This is a genomic window from Streptomyces sp. NPDC091412 (assembly GCF_044756885.1).
In the GTDB taxonomy this organism is placed as follows: domain Bacteria; phylum Actinomycetota; class Actinomycetes; order Streptomycetales; family Streptomycetaceae; genus Streptomyces.
The window spans coordinates 813,868-832,013 of sequence record NZ_JBIVTV010000002.1 but is presented as its reverse complement, the minus strand read 5'-3'; the positions used below and the strand labels follow the sequence as shown (position 1 = coordinate 832,013).

General features: G+C 73.1%; 15 protein-coding genes. 5 read left to right on the top strand and 10 right to left on the bottom strand.

All coding sequences use genetic code 11. From position 1 onward, the window contains the following. Positions 1-109: 109 nt before the first annotated feature. The 4 genes from ACIQMV_RS07855 to recG form a co-directional block, all read right to left on the bottom strand. Complete coding sequence (locus ACIQMV_RS07855; RefSeq protein WP_402591908.1) at positions 110-1,246, bottom strand: cell division initiation protein; 1,137 nt, start codon at positions 1,244-1,246, stop codon at positions 110-112. Between the two features lie 107 nt (positions 1,247-1,353). Further along, the gene (coaD, locus tag ACIQMV_RS07850; protein ID WP_216372847.1) at positions 1,354-1,842 is read right to left on the bottom strand and encodes a pantetheine-phosphate adenylyltransferase; all 489 of its coding nucleotides are present in this window, start codon (positions 1,840-1,842) and stop codon (positions 1,354-1,356) included. 26 nt (positions 1,843-1,868) lie between these two features. Continuing rightward, entirely contained in the window at positions 1,869-2,456 is a 588-nt protein-coding gene (gene rsmD / locus ACIQMV_RS07845) for a 16S rRNA (guanine(966)-N(2))-methyltransferase RsmD (RefSeq protein ID WP_402591907.1), read from the bottom strand. Positions 2,457-2,524: 68 nt separating this feature from the next. Continuing rightward, a complete protein-coding gene (gene recG / locus ACIQMV_RS07840; protein ID WP_402591906.1) occupies positions 2,525-4,744 on the bottom strand; it encodes an ATP-dependent DNA helicase RecG in 2,220 nt (739 codons plus the stop codon). Positions 4,745-4,908: 164 nt separating this feature from the next. Between recG and ACIQMV_RS07835 the strand changes: the two genes are divergently transcribed. Together ACIQMV_RS07835 and ACIQMV_RS07830 are read left to right on the top strand one after the other, a co-directional pair. Next, positions 4,909-6,780, top strand: a complete 1,872-nt coding sequence (locus ACIQMV_RS07835) for an HSP90 family protein (RefSeq protein WP_402591905.1) — start codon at positions 4,909-4,911, stop codon at positions 6,778-6,780. Then, entirely contained in the window at positions 6,777-9,749 is a 2,973-nt protein-coding gene (locus ACIQMV_RS07830; RefSeq protein ID WP_402591904.1) for a tetratricopeptide repeat protein, read from the top strand. The genes ACIQMV_RS07835 and ACIQMV_RS07830 overlap by 4 nt, the downstream gene beginning before the upstream one ends. Before the next feature lie 3 nt (positions 9,750-9,752). Here ACIQMV_RS07830 and ACIQMV_RS07825 read toward each other — a convergent pair whose 3' ends face one another. Continuing rightward, on the bottom strand, positions 9,753-11,486 hold the full coding sequence (locus ACIQMV_RS07825; RefSeq protein ID WP_402591903.1) for a DAK2 domain-containing protein: 1,734 nt from the start codon (positions 11,484-11,486) through the stop codon (positions 9,753-9,755). A 273-nt stretch (positions 11,487-11,759) separates the two neighbouring features. Between ACIQMV_RS07825 and rpmB the strand changes: the two genes are divergently transcribed. Then, the gene (gene rpmB, locus ACIQMV_RS07820; RefSeq protein ID WP_003993230.1) at positions 11,760-11,945 is read left to right on the top strand and encodes a 50S ribosomal protein L28; all 186 of its coding nucleotides are present in this window, start codon (positions 11,760-11,762) and stop codon (positions 11,943-11,945) included. 167 nt (positions 11,946-12,112) lie between these two features. Here the strand turns inward: rpmB and thiD are convergent, their stop codons facing one another. Beyond that, the gene (gene thiD / locus ACIQMV_RS07815) at positions 12,113-12,985 is read right to left on the bottom strand and encodes a bifunctional hydroxymethylpyrimidine kinase/phosphomethylpyrimidine kinase (RefSeq protein WP_402591902.1); all 873 of its coding nucleotides are present in this window, start codon (positions 12,983-12,985) and stop codon (positions 12,113-12,115) included. Further along, positions 12,982-13,947 (bottom strand): thiamine-phosphate kinase, encoded by a 966-nt coding sequence (locus ACIQMV_RS07810; RefSeq protein ID WP_141357993.1) that lies wholly within the window; start codon positions 13,945-13,947, stop codon positions 12,982-12,984. Before ACIQMV_RS07810 ends, thiD begins: the two co-directional genes overlap by 4 nt. A gap of 207 nt (positions 13,948-14,154) precedes the next feature. Here ACIQMV_RS07810 and ACIQMV_RS07805 point away from each other — a divergent pair, with 207 nt between their 5' ends. After that, a complete protein-coding gene (locus ACIQMV_RS07805) occupies positions 14,155-14,388 on the top strand; it encodes an Lrp/AsnC family transcriptional regulator (protein WP_003997603.1) in 234 nt (77 codons plus the stop codon). A 20-nt stretch (positions 14,389-14,408) separates the two neighbouring features. Further along, positions 14,409-14,891, top strand: coding sequence for a DUF3515 domain-containing protein (locus ACIQMV_RS07800; RefSeq protein ID WP_402591901.1), 483 nt, complete (start codon positions 14,409-14,411; stop codon positions 14,889-14,891). A 67-nt stretch (positions 14,892-14,958) separates the two neighbouring features. On the opposite strand, the gene ACIQMV_RS07795 is transcribed toward ACIQMV_RS07800, so the two are convergent. From ACIQMV_RS07795 to ACIQMV_RS07785, 3 genes are all read right to left on the bottom strand, one after another. Continuing rightward, positions 14,959-16,116: a D-alanine--D-alanine ligase family protein gene (locus ACIQMV_RS07795; RefSeq protein WP_141357997.1), complete on the bottom strand. Its 1,158-nt coding sequence runs from the start codon at positions 16,114-16,116 to the stop codon at positions 14,959-14,961. Positions 16,117-16,231: 115 nt separating this feature from the next. Next, positions 16,232-17,242, bottom strand: coding sequence for an NAD(P)H-dependent glycerol-3-phosphate dehydrogenase (locus tag ACIQMV_RS07790; RefSeq protein WP_402591900.1), 1,011 nt, complete (start codon positions 17,240-17,242; stop codon positions 16,232-16,234). Further along, entirely contained in the window at positions 17,239-18,054 is an 816-nt protein-coding gene (locus tag ACIQMV_RS07785; RefSeq protein WP_402591899.1) for a lysophospholipid acyltransferase family protein, read from the bottom strand. The genes ACIQMV_RS07790 and ACIQMV_RS07785 overlap by 4 nt, the downstream gene beginning before the upstream one ends. Between the last annotated feature and the right edge of the window lie 92 nt (positions 18,055-18,146).

Genomic DNA, 18,146 nt, shown 5'->3' with positions numbered 1-18,146 from the left:
TGGATGTACTCGGGTGATGCGACAACGCGGCGTGGGGGTACCCCCGGCCGAAGGCTGGGGGAGTGCCGTGCCGGGCGCCGCGAGCCGGTGAACCTCTCCGGTCACCGCACTAGAGGCCGCGGCCCTGTTCGTAGGCGCGCAGCTGCTCGGCGCTGATCATGCTGGTGTCGAAGAGGCTGGTCTCGTCGAGGGCGTGGGCCTGCGGCTGCGCGTAGCCGTGGTGGTCCTGGGGGTCCTGCTGTCCCTGCTGGGCCTGGTTCGGGTCGTAGCCGGCCGGCTGCTGGGCGTCGTAGGCCTGGAAGGGCGCGCCGCCCGCCTGGGCGTAGCCGGAGGTGCCGGCGGTGGGGGCATACGGGTCGGGCTGCTGGTAGCCGTACTGGTCCTGCTGGCCGTAGCCCTGCTGGTAGCCGCCGTACGGATCGCTCTGCCCGGGCTGCTGGTAGCCGTAGGCCGGCTGCGGCTCGTACTGCGGCGAGGCGGGCCGCTCGGCGGGCGGGGCCGCCGGGGAGCGCGGGGCCGCCGGGGCGTCGGCCAGGGCCGCGAGGTCGGCGAGGTAGTCGGCGTCGCTGGAGTGCTGGACGGTGGTGGTGTCGTCGGCGAGGGCGCCGAGGTCGTCGGTGGCGATGCGGCCGTGCAGCTTCTGGCGGCCGCGGCCGACGGCGTCCAGGGTCTTGGCGAGGACCGCCTCGAAGGCGCCGAGCTTGGCGTCGACGTACGCGTCGGCGTTGCGGCGCAGGGTCTCGGGGTCGTGGCTGCGCTCGGGGGCGTCCTCGTCCTCGTAGCCGTCCTCGTCGAGGCCGGGGCCGGTGCCGAGCAGCTTCTCGCGGCCGCGGCCGACCGAGCCGAGGGTCTTGGTGAGGACGACCTCGAAGTTGGCGAGCTTGGAGTCGACGTAGTCGTCGGCCTCGGCGCGGACCTCCTCGGCCTCCTGCCGGGCCTCGCCGAGGACCCGGTCGGCCTCGGCCTGGGAACGGCGGGCGACCTCGGTGCCGGAGACCATCGAGCCGCGCTCGGCGTGCGCGCCCTCGATGATCCGCTCGGCCTCGCGCCGGGCCTCCTGCACCATCTGGTCGCGGTCCCCGATCAGCTCCTGGGCCTGGGCGAGGGAACCGGGCAGGGCCTGGCGCACCTCGTCGAGCAGCGCGAGCAGTTCGGCGCGGTTGACCACGCACGACGCCGACATGGGCATGGACCGGGCGCTGGAGACCGTGGTCACGATCTCGTCGAGCTTGTTCTGCACGTCCACCGTGTGCTCGCCACTCTCTACAGGTGTGTTGGACTACCGATGTGTCGGAGACGGACGGGACGACTGTACGTCCATGAGGTGATCGCCGGACACCGGGTGACGGGCCGTCAGCCGTCTCGGTCCTTCTTCAGCCGCTGGGTGAGGGCCTCGAGGACCAGCGGCGGCACCAGGTGGGAGACGTCCCCGCCCCAGGCCGCGACCTCCTTGACCAAGGAGGACGACAGGAAGCTGTAGGTGGGGTTGGTGGGCACGAACAGCGTCTCGACGCCGGAGAGGCCGTTGTTCATCTGGGCCATCTGCAGCTCGTAGTCGAAGTCGCTGACGGCGCGCAGGCCCTTGACGATGGCCGGGATGTCGCGCTGCTTGCAGAAGTCGACGAGGAGGCCGTGGAAGGCCTCGACCCGGACGTTTCCGTACTCGGCGGTGACCTGCTGGATGAGGTCGATCCGCTCGTCGATCTCGAACAGGCCCTTCTTCGACTGGTTGATCATCACCGCGACGTAGACCTCGTCGTAGAGACGGGAGGCGCGGGCGATGATGTCCAGGTGTCCGTTGGTGATGGGGTCGAACGACCCGGGGCAGACGGCGCGGCGCACTTGAGATCCCTCGCTCTCCGGTCCGGTCATCGTGCGTCTTCGCACGTAGAGGCGGCGCGACCGTACCAAAACGTGCCTTCGCCGTAGCGACGGGCCCGGATCGCGTCGAATCCTCGCGGCCACGTGAACTCCCCGCCCCTGGTGCTGCGCTCCACGGTGACGAGGGCGCCCTCCGCGAGCCACCCCTCGGTGCGGAGTGTGAGCAGAATCTCGCGAAGATCGTCGTCGGAGACCGCGTACGGCGGGTCGAGGAAGACGATGTCGTACGGCTCCGCCGGGGCCGACGTCCGGACGATCTGTTCCGCTTTGCCCGCCCGTACGTCGGCGCCTGGGAGGCCGAGCGCCTTCACGTTCTCCCGGACGGTGCGGACCGCTCGCGCGTCGGCCTCCACGAGCAGGGTGTGCCCGGCGCCCCGGGACAGCGCCTCCAGGCCGACGGCGCCCGAGCCGGCGTACAGGTCCAGGACGCGTGCGCCGTCCAGCGGGCCGCCCAGGAGGGACTGCCAGGTGGAGAACAGGCCTTCGCGCGCCCGGTCCGAGGTGGGGCGGGTTCCGCTGCCCGGCGGTACGGCGAGACGGCGTCCGCCGGCCCGGCCGGCGATCACGCGGGTCATGTCTGGGTCCTTGCTTGTCGGTGGCGGCCTTGTCGGTGGCGGCTCGGGTGCGGGCCGGTCCCAGTCTGTCAGCCCTTCTCCAGGTATTGCTCCCGCTCCTCGTCCAGCAGCGCGTCCAGCGCCGTGCGCAGTCCGGGCAGGTGCTCCAGGTCCGGGTCGGCGGCCACCAGCGCGGCGGCCTCCTCACGGGCCTCGGCGATGATCTCCTCGTCGTCGATGACGGCGAGCACCCGCAGGCTGGAGCGGGCGCCGGACTGGGCCTGGCCGAGGACGTCGCCCTCGCGGCGCTGTTCGAGGTCGATGCGGGAGAGCTCGAAGCCGTCGAGGGTGGAGGCCACCGCGTTCAGCCGCTGCCGGGCGGCGCTCGCCTCCGGCATCTCGCTGACCAGCAGGCACAGTCCGGGTACCGCGCCGCGGCCGACGCGGCCGCGCAGCTGGTGCAGCTGGGAGACGCCGAAGCGGTCGGCGTCCATGATCACCATCACCGTGGCGTTCGGCACGTTCACGCCGACCTCGATGACCGTGGTGGCGACCAGGACGTCGGTCTCGCCGGCGGCGAAGCGGCGCATGACCGCGTCCTTGTCGTCGGGCTGCATACGCCCGTGCAGCACCTCGACCTTCAGGCCGTGCAGGGGGCCCTTGCCCAGCCGGTCCGCGACCTCCAGCACGGCGAGCGGCGGGCGCTTCTCCGCCTCGTCCTCGGCTGACTTCTTCGCGGCGGCCTTCTTCGGGTCGTCCTCCTCGTCCCCGATGCGCGGGCAGACCACGTACGCCTGGTGGCCCTTCGCCACCTCCTCGCGCACCCGCTCCCAGGCCCGGGCGAGGAAGTGCGGTTTGTCGGCGGCCGGGACGACATGGCTGGCGATGGGCGAGCGGCCCGCCGGGAGCTGGTCGAGGACGGAGGTCTCCAGGTCGCCGAAGACGGTCATCGCGACCGTGCGCGGAATGGGCGTGGCGGTCATGACCAGCAGGTGCGGGGGTTGCCTGCCCTTGCCGCGCAGGGCGTCGCGCTGCTCGACGCCGAACCGATGCTGCTCGTCCACCACGACCAGTCCCAGGTCGTGGAACTGGACCTTGTCCTCGATCAGCGCGTGTGTGCCGATGACGACGCCCGCCTCGCCGGTGGCCAGGTCGAGCAGGGCCTTCCGGCGGGCCGCGGCGCCCATGGACCCGGTGAGCAGCACCACCTTGGTGCCGTGCTCGGCGCCGCCCAGCATGCCTCCCTCGGCGAGCTCCCCCATCATCTCGGTGACCGACCTGTGGTGCTGCTGGGCCAGCACCTCGGTGGGCGCGAGCATCGCGGCCTGCCCGCCCGCGTCGACGACGGCGAGCATGGCGCGCAGGGCGACGAGCGTCTTGCCGCTGCCGACCTCACCCTGGAGCAGGCGGTGCATCGGGTGCTCGGTGGCCAGGTCGGCGAAGATCTCGCGGGAGACCTTCCGCTGCCCCTCCGTGAGCGTGAAGGGGAGGCGGTCGTCGAAGGCCGCCAGGAGGCCGTCCGGGACGGGTACGCGGGCGACGGCGGGGAGTTGGGTGTCCGCGTGGCGGCGGCGGGCGAGCGCGACCTGGAGGACGAAGGCCTCGTCCCATTTCAGGCGGGCGTGGGCGTCGGCGATGTCCGCCTTGCTGTGCGGACGGTGGATCTTGAGCAGGGCCTCGGGGAGGGCGACCAGCCCGCGGCCCGCGCGCAGCGACTCGGGCAGCGGGTCGAGCGCCTCCTGGGCGCTGGGCAGGACGGTCTGGACCGCCTTGCCGATCTTCCAGGACTCCAGCTTGGCGGTGGCCGGGTACATCGGGATGAGGGCGCCGGCCCAGCTCTCGACCGCTTCTCCGTCCTCCCCCTTCAGCAACTCGTACGCAGGGTGCGCCAGTTGCAGCCGCCTGTTGAAGACCGAGACCTTGCCCGCGAACATCGCGCGTGTGCCCGGCAGGAGTTCCTTGTGGGGTTTGTGCACGCCGTGGCCGAAGAAGACCAGTTGGAGCCGGCCGCTGCCGTCGGTGATCGTCACCTCCAGGCGCTGGCCCTTGCCGCGGGGCGCGCGGGCGGAGGCGAACGTGTGCAGGCGGGCGTCGGCGACCTGGGCGACCACCGTGACGTGCTCGTCCATGGGCAGGTCGGCGAGGTGGGTGAGCTGGCCGCGCTCCTCGTACCGCCGCGGGTAGTGGTGCAGGAGGTCGCCGACGGTGTGCAGGCCGAGGTGCTCGGCCATCACCTTCGCGGTGGCGGGGCCGAGCACTGACTTCAGTGGCTGTTTCAGTGGTTCTTGCAGTGCGGGCACGAGATCCATTGCACACCACGGCACCGACAATGTCGTAAACCTCCCGGGAAACCCCTGGTCAGCCGGTCCGTCCGGGCCTAGGATGACGCGTTCCGGCCATGCCCGCGGCAGCCTCCTCACAGGTGCCGCCCTACCCCGCGCCGACGCGAAGTCCCCCCACCGGCGCTGCGACGATGGACTTCCAGACCTCACAGTCAGCACAGGCATCCCACTCACCACAGCCGTCCCGCCAGCCCGGCTCGGCCCATATGTTCCAGGTCGATCTGCGGGGTCTGGTGGATCTGCTCTCGCACCACCTGTACTCCAGTCCCAAGGTCTACCTGCGCGAACTGCTCCAGAACGCCGTGGACGCCATCACCGCCCGGCGCGCGGAGGAGCCCGGCGCCCCCGCGCGCGTACGGCTGTTCGCGGACGGCGACTCCCTGCGGGTGGAGGACACCGGCGTCGGTCTCACCGAGTCCGACGTGCACGAACTGCTGGCCACCATCGGCCGCAGCTCCAAGCGGGTTGACGGCCTGCGGGAGGCGCGCTCGGACTTCCTCGGCCAGTTCGGCATCGGCCTGCTGGCCTGCTTCGTGGTGGCCGAGCGGATCCGGGTGGTCAGCCGCAGCGCCCGTACGCCCGACGCCCCGCCCGTGGAGTGGACGGCGCGCGACGACGGCTCGTACACCGTGCGGGCCCTCCCGGACTCCGCCCGCCCGGAACCCGGCACCACCGTGCACCTCCAGGCCCGGGCCGGGGCGGGCGAGTGGCTCACCGAGCAGCGTGTGCTCGCGCTGGCACGGGACTTCGGGTCGCTGCTGCCGTACGACGTCCGGGTGGGCGAGGAGCCGGTCACCGACCTGCCGGCGCCCTGGGACCGGGCGTACCCCTCCCCAGCGGCCCGCCGGGTCGCCCTGGCCCGGTACTGCCACGAGGCGTTCGGGTTCACCCCGCTGGACACCATCGGCCTGGACGTGCCGCTGGCCGGGATCCGCGGGGTGGCGTACGTGCTGCCGTCGGCGGTCAGCCCGGCGCAGCGGGCGGGTCACCGCGTGCACCTGAAGGGCATGCTGCTGACCGAACGGGCCGAACAGCTGCTGCCCGACTGGGCGTTCTTCGTGCGCTGCGTGCTCGACACCGACAGCCTGCGGCCCACGGCCTCGCGGGAGGCGCTGTACGAGGACGAGACGCTGGCCGCCGTGCGCGAGGCGCTCGGGGAGCGGATCCGGACCTGGCTGACCTCTCTCGCGGCCGGCGATCCGGAGCGGCTGGCGGCGTTCCTCTCGGTGCACTTCCTGGGCGTGAAGTCCCTGGCCCGGCACGACACGGAGATGCTGCGCACGATGCTGCCGTGGCTGCCTTTCGAGACGACCGACGGGCGGCTCTCCCTGGAGGAGTTCGCGCAGCGCCACCCCGTCGTGCACTTCACCCGCACGGTCGAGGAGTACCGGCAGGTCGCGCCGATCGCCTCCGCGCAGGGCATCGGCGTCGTCAACGGCGGCTACACCTACGACAGCGAGCTGGTCGAGGCGCTGCCGTCGGTGCGCCCGGGAACGGCGGTCGCCGAGCTGGACGCGGACATCGTGACCGCGCACCTGGACTCCGTCGACCCGGCCGAGGAACTGGCCCTGTCGGGCTTCCTGGCCGCCGCGCGGGACCGGCTGGACCCACTGGGCTGCGACGTCGTGCTGCGCGCCTTCCACCCGCTGTCCGTACCGGCGCTGCACCTGGACGACCGGGCGGCCCGGCACGAGCAGGCCCGCGCCGAGGCCGAGGCGCAGGCCGACGACCTGTGGGCGGGCATCCTCGGCTCGCTGCGGAGCAGTACCCCACGCGCGCGTCTGGTGCTCAACCACCTCAACCCGCTGATCCGCCGGATCGGTTCGCTGGGCGACCCGGAGCTGATCGGCACGGCGACCGAGTCGCTGTACGGGCAGGCACTGCTGATGGCGCAGCGCCCCCTGCGGCCGGCGGACTCGGCACTGCTGAACCGGGCGTTCATCGGCCTGCTGGAGTGGGCCACGCACAGCGGCACCGACGCGACGGGGGACGGCCGGCGATGAGTGAGATCACCGACTTCGACTCGCTGCGCCGGGAGATCGCCGCCAACGGCGAGCGGCCGGAGGGCCCGGCCCGCAACGCGCGCGCGGAGCTGCTGCTCGCCGAGGCCGAGAGGCTGAACATCCCGCTCGCCGTGATCGAGGCGCTCGGACACCAGCTGAAGGTCTACAACTACAGCTCCGAGAAGGACAAGATGTTCGTCCCGTTCGCGCGGCTGCTGCGCATGTGGGACGAACGCCCGGAGGACTTCGACGAGTACGAGACCCACTCGCTGCACTGGGTCTTCAAGTGGATGTCGGCGGGCATGCTGGGCCGGCCGCACATCCCGCTGGCCGCCGTGGAGAAGTGGCTCGGCGAGATGGAGCACCGCTACCGGCTCGCCGGCCACTCCGAACGCGCCGTGCGCAGCGCCGAGTTCAGCATCGCCCGGCACATCGGTGACCTCGCGCGGGCAGAGCGGGCGTACGCGGCGTGGCTGGCCGCCGACCGGGACGGCATGGCGGACTGCCACGCCTGCGAACTGCACGACCAGGGCGGGTGGCAGGCCGAGTGCGGCCGCGACGCGGAGGCGGTCGAGCTGTGGCGGCCGGTGCTGGACGGCGAGTTCTCCTGCGCCCACGAGCCGCACGGCGTCCTCGCCTCGTCGCTGATGCCGCTGCTGCGGCTGGGCCGTCTCGACGAGGCCCGCGCCCACCATCTGCGGGGCCTGCGGCTCGTGCGGCCGATGGAGAGCATGCGCGGCGCCTACGCCGACCACGTGGAGTTCTGCGCGCTGACCGGCAACGAGGCGCGGGCCCTGGAGCTGCTGGCCGAGCGGCCGGCGTACTTCACGGACGACGGGAACCCACTCGGCAGGCTGGACTTCCTGGCGGTGACGGCCCTGCTCATGGACCGGCTGGTCGAGCTGGGGTGGGACGGGCAGACGGTGCCCGGTCCGGCGGGGCGCGCCTGGACGGCCGGTGAACTCGCCGTGCACGCGCGCGCGGAGGCATCGGCCCTGGCGGCCCGCTTCAACGAGCGCAACGGCACGTCCCGGGTCGGCGAGCGGGCACGCGCGCGCATGGCGCGGCGCCCGCTGGTGGACCGGCTGCCGCTGGGCGTGCGCACGGCACGGCCCGCCGGCGTCGCTCCGGCTCCCGCCGTGCGGGCCCCCGTCGAGGCGGCGGCCGAAGCGGCGGCCCCCGATGAAGCCGGCCTGCCCGCGCTGATCGCCGAGGCACGGCGGCTGTCGGACACCCTGCGGCCGCACGCCATGGAGGCGTGGGCGGCGGTCGCACGGGCCGCGCAGGGCGTCGAGCTGGAGGCCCGGGACCGGGCCGAGATCGCCGACCACGAGGCGATGGACCGGGGCCCCGAGGGCGCCGCGCTGTTCGAGCGGGCCGCCGAGTGGTACGCGCGGGCGGGCGATCCGGGCGAGGCGCTGGCGGCACGCTCACGCGCGGCGTACGTGAGGGCGCTGACCGGCGACGTGGACGGGGCGCTCACCGCGGTCGCCGAACCCTACGAGCGGGTCCTCGCGCTGTACGCCGAGGAGGGCACCGGCCTGCGGCAGGCCGTGTCCGTGGTGATGGGACGGGCGCGGATCCTGATGCGGCCGGTGTACGAGGCCGAAGGGCCCGTGGACCCGGGGACGCTGTCCGCCGCCGAGGAGGCCGCGCGGGAGGTCCTGGCCCTCGTGGAGGGGCACGCCGGGGACGATGTGCGGATCGCGTCCCGGGCGGCCGAGGCGCGGGCGATGCTCGCCGAGACCGCCGCGCGCACCGGGGACCTCCGGGGGGCCGCGGAGCTGTTCGGGCGGGCGGCGGACGAGTACGTCGGGGCGGGGCTGCCGTGGTTCGCGGTGGAGTACGAGGCCCGGCTGGCGGCCCTCGCGCACCACCTGGGCGATCCGGAGGGCGCCGAGCGGGCCCTGCGGGCGGCCCTGGAGCACGGCGGGGCGCATCTGGAGGCCGCGGGCCGGGCACAGCTGCACCTTCAGCTCGCCGAGGTGCTCGGCGGCCTGGACCGGACCGGGGAGGCGGCGGAACACGCCCTGGAGGCGGCGCACTGGGCCGACGAGGCGGACGAGGGACCGGCGCTCGGGGCCTGGGCCCGGCAGCAGCTCGGCGGCTTGCTGCTGCGGCTGGGGCGGTGGGCGGAGGCAGCCGAGGTGCTGGAGTCCGCGCTGAGCGACCTGTCCGCCGAGACGCACGGCGACGGGGCCGTCGTACAGACGCGGTGGTGGCTCGGCGACTGTCTGAGCGAGCTCGGGGAGCACCGTGCGGCAGCCGAACGCAGGCTTCAGGCCGCCGAGACCGCCCGGCACTGGCCCGAGCAGCAGGACCACGCGACCCTCGCCCATCTGGCCGCCGAGTCGCTGAGCCGGGCCGGGCTGCACGACGAGGCGGACCGTGCCTACACGCGCGCGGCCGACCTGTGGCGCTCCCTGGGCGACGTGCACGGCCTGGTGCCCGCCCTGCGCGCACGCGCGTGGCTCGCGCTGGGCACCGAGGCCGGCCTGGACGCGGCGCGGAAGCTGATGGAGGCCGCCGTCACCGAGTGCGAGGCGGCGCTGGACGCGGTGGACGACACGGCGGCGCGGCAACGGCTCGTCGCCGAACTCGGGCACACCCACCGGCAGTTCGGTGATCTGCTCGCGGACAACGCGAACAACGCGAACAACGCAACCAACTCGGACAACGCGGAGGACGAGGGGGCCGGGGCCGCGTCCGAGGAGGCCCTGTCCAGGCTGGAGCAGGCGATCGCCGCCTTCGCCCTGCTGGGTCCGGCCGCCGTGCACGACCGGACCGGAGCGGAACTCGCCGCGGGATGGCGGGCGGCCGGCCTGGGCCGCCCCGCCGAGGCCACGGCACGCGCGCGTGCCGTGCTGGCGGCCTACGAGCACGCGGACGACGAGGACGGCCGGCCGCCCACCCGCCGTACGGAGGCCGAAAAACTCCTGCGCGCCCTCGAGGAGGAATCCGCGGACTGAGGCTCACTCCACCCCGATGAGCAGCAGCGCCCCCTGCCGGCCGCCCTGGTAGACCACCGTGTCGACGGCGAGGTAGGACTCACGGACGCGGGTCTGGAGGCGGTCGGCGATCGCGTCGGGGGCCTCGTCGCCGAGGACGAGGGTGACCAGTTCGCCGCCCGCCGAGAGCATGCGGTCCAGGACGGTCTCGGCGGTGGCCGCGACGTCCGAGCCGATCACGGCCACGTCGCCGTCGATGAGGCCGAGGACGTCACCGGCCTGGCAGATGCCGGCCGTGGTCCAGAACTGGCGTTCCGCGACCGTGACCTCGGCGTGGCGGGTGGCGCCGGCCGCCGAGGTCATGGCGACGACGTCCTCGTCGAAACGGCGCCCCGGCTCGTGCACGGCGAGGGCGGCTATGCCCTGCACGGCCGAGCGGGTCGGGATCAGGGCGACGCGGACGCCCTCCCCGCGAGCCTGCTCGGCCGCGGCGGACGCGGTGTGGCGCAACTCGGGGTCGTTGGGCAGCAGGACCACCTCGCGCGCGTGTGCCCGCCGTACGGCCTCGACGAGTTCCCCACTCGCGAGCTGCTCCCCGGGCCGGGCGAGCACCGCGGTCGCCCCGGCCTCGGTGTAGAGCCCGGCCAGCCCCTCGCCGGGCACGACGGCCACCACCGCGCGCTGGGCCCGCTCCCGGTGCGGCCGTCCGGACCCGCCGGTGTGCGCGTCACCGGCGCCGAAATGCGTGATCCGGATCCGGTGCGGCCGCCCGGCCTCCACGCCCGCCTCCACGGCGGCTCCGGCGTCGTCGACGTGCACGTGCACGTTCCACAGGCCGTCACCGCCGACGACGACGAGGGAGTCCCCGAGCCCGTCGAGCCGCTCGCGCAGCCGGGCGACGGCCGTGTCCTCGGCGTCCAGCAGGTAGATCACCTCGAAGGCGGGACCGCTCGCGGGCGGCACGCAGGCACCGGACCCGTCGTCCTCGGCGGGGCACACGCGCGCGTGCGGCACGAGCGGCCGGCCGTCAGCCGCCACCGCGGCTGCCGAGGAGGACGCGGCCTGCTCCGGTGTCCGTCCCGTGAACGTCTCCACCAGGGCCGCGAGGACCGCCACCAGCCCCCGCCCGCCCGCGTCGACCACCCCGGCGCGCTCCAGGACCGCCAGCTGTCCGGGGGTCGCGGCGAGGGCCGCGCACGCTCCCTCGTAGGCGGCCAGCGCGACCGTCCCGCAGTCTTCCTCCGCCCCGGTGGCCGCGTCCGCGGCGGCCGAGGCCACCGACAGGACCGTGCCCTCCATCGGGTGCGCCACGGCCTGCCGGGCGGAGTCGGCCGCGCGCCGCAGGGCCAGGCACAGGCCGCGCCCGTCGGTGTGCGCGCGGTCACCGTCGGCGGCGAACACCTGGGCCATGCCGCGCAGCAGCTGGGCGAGGATCGTCCCGGAGTTGCCGCGGGCCCCGATCAGCGCGCCGTGCGCCATCGCCCGCGCGGCGTCGGCCAGGGAGGGGCCGGAGGAAGTCCCCTCGGTCCCGCCGGTCCCGCCGGCACCGCCGCCGACCTCGTGCGCGGCGAACACGGCCTCCACCGCCGCGGCGGCGGACTCCACGGTCAGATACAGGTTGGTGCCGGTGTCCCCGTCGGCCACGGGGTAGACGTTGATCGCGTCGATCTCCTCGCGCGCGCGTCCCAGCGCCCGCAGCGCCAGTCCGCACCAGGTGCGCACCGCCGGCGCGTCGAACGTCTGCGGCACCTGCGCCACCTGCGCCTCCCTGAGCTGCTGGACTGGACGCAGCGTAGACCCCGGGGCGGTGCCTGACGGAAGAGGGCCCGCGCGGGCCCCGGAGCCACCGTGGTAGTTTCGCCCTACGGACGCAGCCGTTGTATGCTGCTCCGGTTGCCCGATCCTGATCGGGCTCTCCCCTGGCAACGCCACTCGGATTTCAAGTTTCAAGAGCAGTCTCTGATGCCTGAGATCTTGATCCCGGCATGCCGGGATCAACCGTAAGTGCATCTGAAGTCTTTGGAGTGACCCGTGGCTGCCAACTGCGACGTCTGCGGCAAGGGGCCGGGCTTCGGCAACAACATCTCGCACTCGCACCGCCGTACGTCCCGTCGCTGGAACCCGAACATCCAGCGTGTGCGTACCGTGGTCGGCGGGACGCCGAAGCGCGTGAACGCCTGCACCTCGTGCATCAAGGCCGGCAAGGTCTCGCGCTGACGCACAGCAACAGCTAAGCGCGCGGCCACTGCTGGTTCGCTGCACTGAGCCGGTCCACCTCGGTGGACCGGCTTTTTGCCGTACCCGCGCACGCCGTGCCCGCACACGCCGTAGCCCGTACAAGCCGTACCCGCGCACCGGGACCGGCCGGTGCGCGGGCCGCGCGACTACCCCGCCCGAGACCCGCGCAGGGCCCACCCGTGGTCCACGGGCCCGATCCCCCCGCCGAGCGCGAAGCCGGCGGCGATCGCCCCGGTGACGTACTCCTTGGCCGCCGCCACGGCCTCCGGCACGGAGTCGCCCTTCGCCAGGTGCGAGGCGATCGCGGAGGCGAGGGTGCAGCCGGTGCCGTGCGTGTGCCGGTTGTCGTACCGGGGGGCGCGCAGCCAGTACTCCTCGGCGCCGTCGGTGAGCAGGTCCACGGCCTGGTCCTCGCCCTCAGCCTGGTTCCCGCCCTCCCCCACAGCCCGGTTCCCACCCTCCCGCCCGGCGTTCCCGGCGAGGTGGCCGCCCTTGATCAGCACCCACTTCGGCCCGAACGCCAGCACCGCCTCCGCGGCCTCCCGCATCTGCTCCTCCGTCCGGACCCGGACGCCGGTCAGCTGGGCCACCTCGTCGAGGTTCGGCGTGGCGACGGTCGCCACCGGCAGCAGCCTGGTCCGTACGGTCCGAAGCGCGGACGCGGCCAGGAGCGGGTCGCCGTGCTTGGAGACGCCGACCGGGTCGACGACCGCGGGCGCGTCGGTCCCGGCGATCAATTCGGCGACGGCCCCGGCCAGTTCCGCCGAGGCCAGCATCCCGGTCTTGACCGCCTGGACGCCGATGTCGTCCACGACGCTGCGGTACTGGGCCCGGACCGCCTCCACGGGCAGTTCCCACGCGCCCTGCACGCCGAGGGAGTTCTGCGCGGTGACCGCGGTGATCACGCTCATACCGTGCACGCCCAGGGCAAGCATCGTCTTCAGGTCGGCCTGGATGCCGGCGCCGCCGCCGGAGTCGGAGCCCGCGACGGTCAGCACCCGGGGAGGGGCGGCGGTCATGACTCGATGTCCCCGAAGTGGTCCCAGCCGCCCTTGCTGGTCCACGGCGCGCCGTCGACCGTGACCTGAGGTGTGGCCGAGGGGCTGAGCACTTCGCCGATCACCTTCCAGCGGGCCGGCAGCTTCACGTCCGGGGGGAAGGCCGCCACGATCGCGTGGTCCTCTCCGCCGGTCAGCACCCACTGCAACGGGTCGACGCCGACGGCCTGCCCGATGTCGTTCATCTGCGAGGGGATGTCTATGGCTCCGGAGCGGATGTCGATGTGGACCTTGCTGGCCTCCGCGATGTGCCCGAGGTCGGCGATCAGTCCGTCGCTGACGTCGCACATCGCGGTGGCGCCGAGCCCGGCGGCCGCGGGACCCGCGTGGTACGGCGGCTCCGGGCGGCGGTGGGCCTCGACGAAGGCGCGGGGCGAGCGGAAGCCCCGGGAGAGCACCGCGTATCCGGCCGCGGACCAGCCCAGCCAGCCGGTCACCGCGATCAGGTCGCCGGGTTGTGCGCCGGCGCGGGTGACGGGCTCGTGGTTGCGCAGATCGCCGAGCGCGGTGATCGACACCATGATCGTGTCGCCGCGCACCACGTCGCCGCCGACGACGGCGGCCCCGGCGACCTGGCACTCGTCGCGCAGGCCGTCCATCAGCTCGGTGGGCCAGGTGACCGGGAGCTCGGTGGGGACGACCAGGCCGAGCAGCAGTGCGGTCGGCACGGCGCCCATGGCGGCGATGTCCGCGAGGTTCTGGGCGGCCGCCTTGCGGCCCACGTCGTAGGCCGTGGACCAGTCCCGGCGGAAGTGCCGCCCCTCCAGGAGTATGTCTGTGCTCGCCACGACCCTGCGGTCGGGGGCGGCGACCACCGCGGCGTCGTCGCCGGGGCCGACCCGGACCGCCGGGGTGGTGGTGAGACGGGAGGTGAGCTCCCTGATGAGCCCGAACTCCCCGAGCTCACCAACAGTGCCCTTCATCGACCTTTCGCCCCTTCTGTCCCTGTACGTTCCCGGTCGCGCTTCCACGCGGTCCTCGCTACGGTCGAGATGACCGTCAACTTCTGTCCTACCTGCACCCCGGCGCGTGCGTCACGGTCTTCCCGGGTCTCCCCACAGCGTGTGACGACGCGATACCGTGGCGTTCCTTTTCCCCCACATGATCCTCGTGGCCGCCCTGGAGGTTCCGTGGTACAGGCGTACATCCTGATCCAGACGGAGGTCGGCAAGGCGTCGACCGTCGCCGAGACGATCAGCAAGATCCCTGGGGTGATCCAGGCCGAGGACGTGACAGGACCGTACGACGTCATCGTGCGCGCCCAGGCCGACACGGTGGACGACCTGGGCCGCATGGTGGTCGCGAAGGTCCAGCAAGTGGACGGCATCACGCGCACCCTGACCTGCCCGGTCGTGCATCTGTAGCCCCCGTCTACCCTTGGCCGGTGAGCTTCTTCCGTCACCGGCTTCTCGGCCTGCTCGTTCTCGCCGCGCTGATCACCGCCGCGGGCTGTTCCCCAGGCGACAACAGCGCCACTGTGGCGGTTCCCGGCCCACGGCCGTCGGTTGCCGGACTGTGCCGGGATCTGGACAGGGAACTGCCTGGGAAAGTGGACGGACTGAGCCGCGAGGACCCCCGGCCCGCCTCCGCGCTGACCGCGGGCTGGGGAAGCCCGGCGATCATACTGCGCTGCGGTGTCCCGCGGCCCGCCGCGATGGACGATCCGGAGGCCGACGGGGCCGAGGTGAACGACGTGGGCTGGCTGCTGCAGAAGCAGGGGGACGGGTCGTTCCGCTTCACCACCACGCTGCGCCTGGCCTATGTGGAGGTGACGATCCCCGCGGGGCGGACGGACCACGGGGTGGCGCCGCTGGTCGATCTGGCCCCGGCCGTGAAGAAGGCGATCCCCAAGGGGATCGCCGACTGAGCGCACCGCACGCGCCGTGGGGGCCCCGGGCTCCCGCCGGCACCCGCTGCCCCCTGGGCGCGCGTCCTCAGCGCAGGCCCGTCGAGCGGCGCAGCGCCGCCTGGATCAGCCGGTCCACCAGTTCCGGGTAGCTGATCCCGCTCGCCTGCCACATCTGCGGGTACATCGAGATGGGCGTGAAGCCGGGCATGGTGTTGATCTCGTTGATCACGAACTCGCCGTCCTCGGTGAGGAAGAAGTCCGCGCGGACCAGGCCCTCGCAGGAGGCCGCCTCGAACGCCTCCACCGCGAGCCGCCGCACCTCGGCGGTCTCCTCGTCGGTCAGCGGGGCGGGCACGACGCCGGGCGTCGAGTCGATGTACTTGGCCTCGAAGTCGTAGTACGCGTGCGCCTCGGGCGGCGGGATCTCGGCCGGTACGGAGGCCCGCGGGCCGTCCTCGAACTCCAGCACCCCGCACTCGATCTCGCGGCCGCGCAGCGCGGCCTCCACGAGCACCTTCGGGTCGTGCCGCTGGGCCTCCTCGACCGCCTCGTCCAGGCCGGAGAGGTCGTCGACCTTGGTGATGCCGATCGACGAACCGGCGCGCGCGGGCTTCACGAACAGCGGCCAGCCGTGCTCGCCGGCGAAGTCGACGATCTTCTTGCGGGCGGCGGACGGGTCCCGCGCCCACTCGCGCGGCCGGATCACCACGTACGGGCCGACCTTGAGCCCGAAGGAGGTGAACACCCGCTTCATGTACTCCTTGTCCTGGCCGACGGCCGAGGCGAGCACGCCCGAGCCCACGTACGGCACGCCGGACAGCTCCAGGAGGCCCTGGAGGGTGCCGTCCTCGCCGTAGGGGCCGTGCAGCACCGGGAAGACCACGTCGACCTCGCCGAGCGCCTTGGGCACCGAACCGGGCTCGCTGTAGACGACTTCGCGGTTGGCCGGGTCCACGGGGAGCACCACGCCGCCCTCGCCGGAGTCGGTGAGCTCCTCGACGCTCGGGGTGCGGCCCTCGGTGATGGCCATGCGCTCCGGCTCGTCGGCGGTCAGGGCCCAGCGGCCGTCGCGGGTGATGCCGATCGGCAGGACCTCGTACTTGGTCCGGTCGATGGCGCGCAGCACCGCGCCCGCGGTGACCACGGAGATCCCGTGTTCGGAGCTGCGGCCGCCGCACACGACGGCCACGCGGGGCTTGCGGGACGGCTGCTCGGGGCTCTGGGGGAGGTTCTCGCTGCTCATATCGCGATGAGAGTACCCGCTGGTATCCACGACGTCAGTGCCCGCATGGGCACCGTAGCTCAGCGTCGCACGGACGGTCGCGCAACGTGATGCGGACGGCCGAACGGCGCCGGTTTCAGCGGCGTTCGGGCTTGGCGCTGCGCGACATCAGCTCCCGGAGGGCCACCACCGGCGGCTTGGCCTCGTGCACGATGCCGACGACGGTCTCCGTGATGGGCATGTCGACGCCGTGCCGGCGGGCCAGATCCAGCACCGACTCACAGGACTTGACGCCCTCGGCGGTCTGCTTGGTGACCGCGATGGTCTCCTGGAGGGTCATGCCCTTGCCGAGGTTGGTGCCGAAGGTGTGGTTGCGCGAAAGCGGCGAGGAGCAGGTGGCCACCAGGTCGCCGAGGCCGGCGAGTCCGGAGAAGGTCAGCGGGTCGGCGCCCAGGGCCATGCCCAGGCGGGTGGTCTCGGCGAGGCCGCGGGTGATGAGCGAGCCCTTGGCGTTGTCGCCGAGCCCCATGCCGTCCGCGATGCCGACGGCCAGACCGATCACGTTCTTGACGGCGCCGCCGAGTTCGCAGCCGACCACGTCGGTGTTGGTGTACGGCCGGAAGTACGGGGTGTGGCAGACGGCCTGCAACCGCCGGGCCACCGCCTCGTCGGTGCACGCGACCACGCTGGCGGCCGGCATGCGGGCGGCGATCTCCCGGGCCAGGTTGGGCCCGGTGACGACGGCGACGCGGTCGGCGCCGACCTTGGCGACGTCCTCGATCACCTCGCTCATCCGCATGGCCGAGCCGAGTTCGACGCCCTTCATCAGGGAGACGAGAACCGTGTCCTGGGCGAGCAGCGGCACCCACTCGGCGAGGTTCGCCCGCATGGTCTGCGAGGGGATGGCGAGCACCGTGAAGTCGGCGTCGCGGGCGGCCTCGGCGGCGTCGGCCGTGGCCCGCAGGTTCTCCGGGAGTTCGACTCCGGGCAGGTAGTCGGGGTTGGTCCGGGTGGAGTTGACCGCGTCGACGAGTTCGGCGCGGCGGGCCCACAGGGTCACCTCGCAACCGGCGTCGGCGAGGACCATGCCGAAGGCGGTGCCCCACGATCCGGTACCGAAGACGGCCGCCTTGACCGGCTTGCTCACGTGCCCTGCCCCTCTTCCTGTACGGATTCCCGCACGGCCGGCCCGCGCTGCGCGGCCGGCACGGTGCTGCCCTGGTTCTGCGACTCGGTGCGGCGGCGCTGCTCGATCCGCTCCCGGCGCGGATCGTACGGCTCGGCGGGCGCCTTCTCGCCGCGGATCTCCTCCAGGCGGCGGGTGATGGCCGCCATGATGACCTCGGTCGCCTCCTTCAGCAGTTCCGGGGTCATCTCCTGGTCGTAGAAGCGGGAGAGGTCCACGGGCGGTCCGGCCAGCACGTGGTGGGTCTTGCGGGGCAGCAGCTGGGGCTTCTTGGCGTAGGGCGGCAGCAGTTCGTTGGCGCCCCACTGGGCGACCGGAATCACCGGGCACTTGGTCTGGAGGGCGACCCGGGCGGCGCCGGTCTTGCCGGTCATCGGCCAGCCGTCGGGGTCGCGGGTGAGGGTGCCCTCGGGGTAGAAGGCGACGCACTCGCCGCGCTCCACGGCGTCGATGGCGGCCCGGAACGCGCTCAGCGCGTCCGTGCTCTCGCGGTAGACGGGGATCTGCCCGGTGCCGCGCATCGCGGCACCCACCAATCCCTTCTTGAAAAGCCCGCTCTTCGCCAGGAATCGCGGCACGCGGCCGGTGTTGTACTGAAAGTGGGCGTACGCGAAGGGGTCGACGTGCGAATTGTGGTTCACCACGGTGATAAATCCGCCGTCGGCAGGAATGTTCTCCATTCCGCGCCAGTCCCGCTTGATCAGAACCACCAGTGGCGGTTTGCAGATCACCGCTGCGAAGCGATACCAGAAGCCGATTCTGCGGCGGGGCACGCGGACACCTTCCTCTAGGGCCTGGGGGGCCGCACAAGTGTCGCCCCAGGCCGCCTGTCTGTCGAGAACACCGTACGCCCGCACGTCACCGG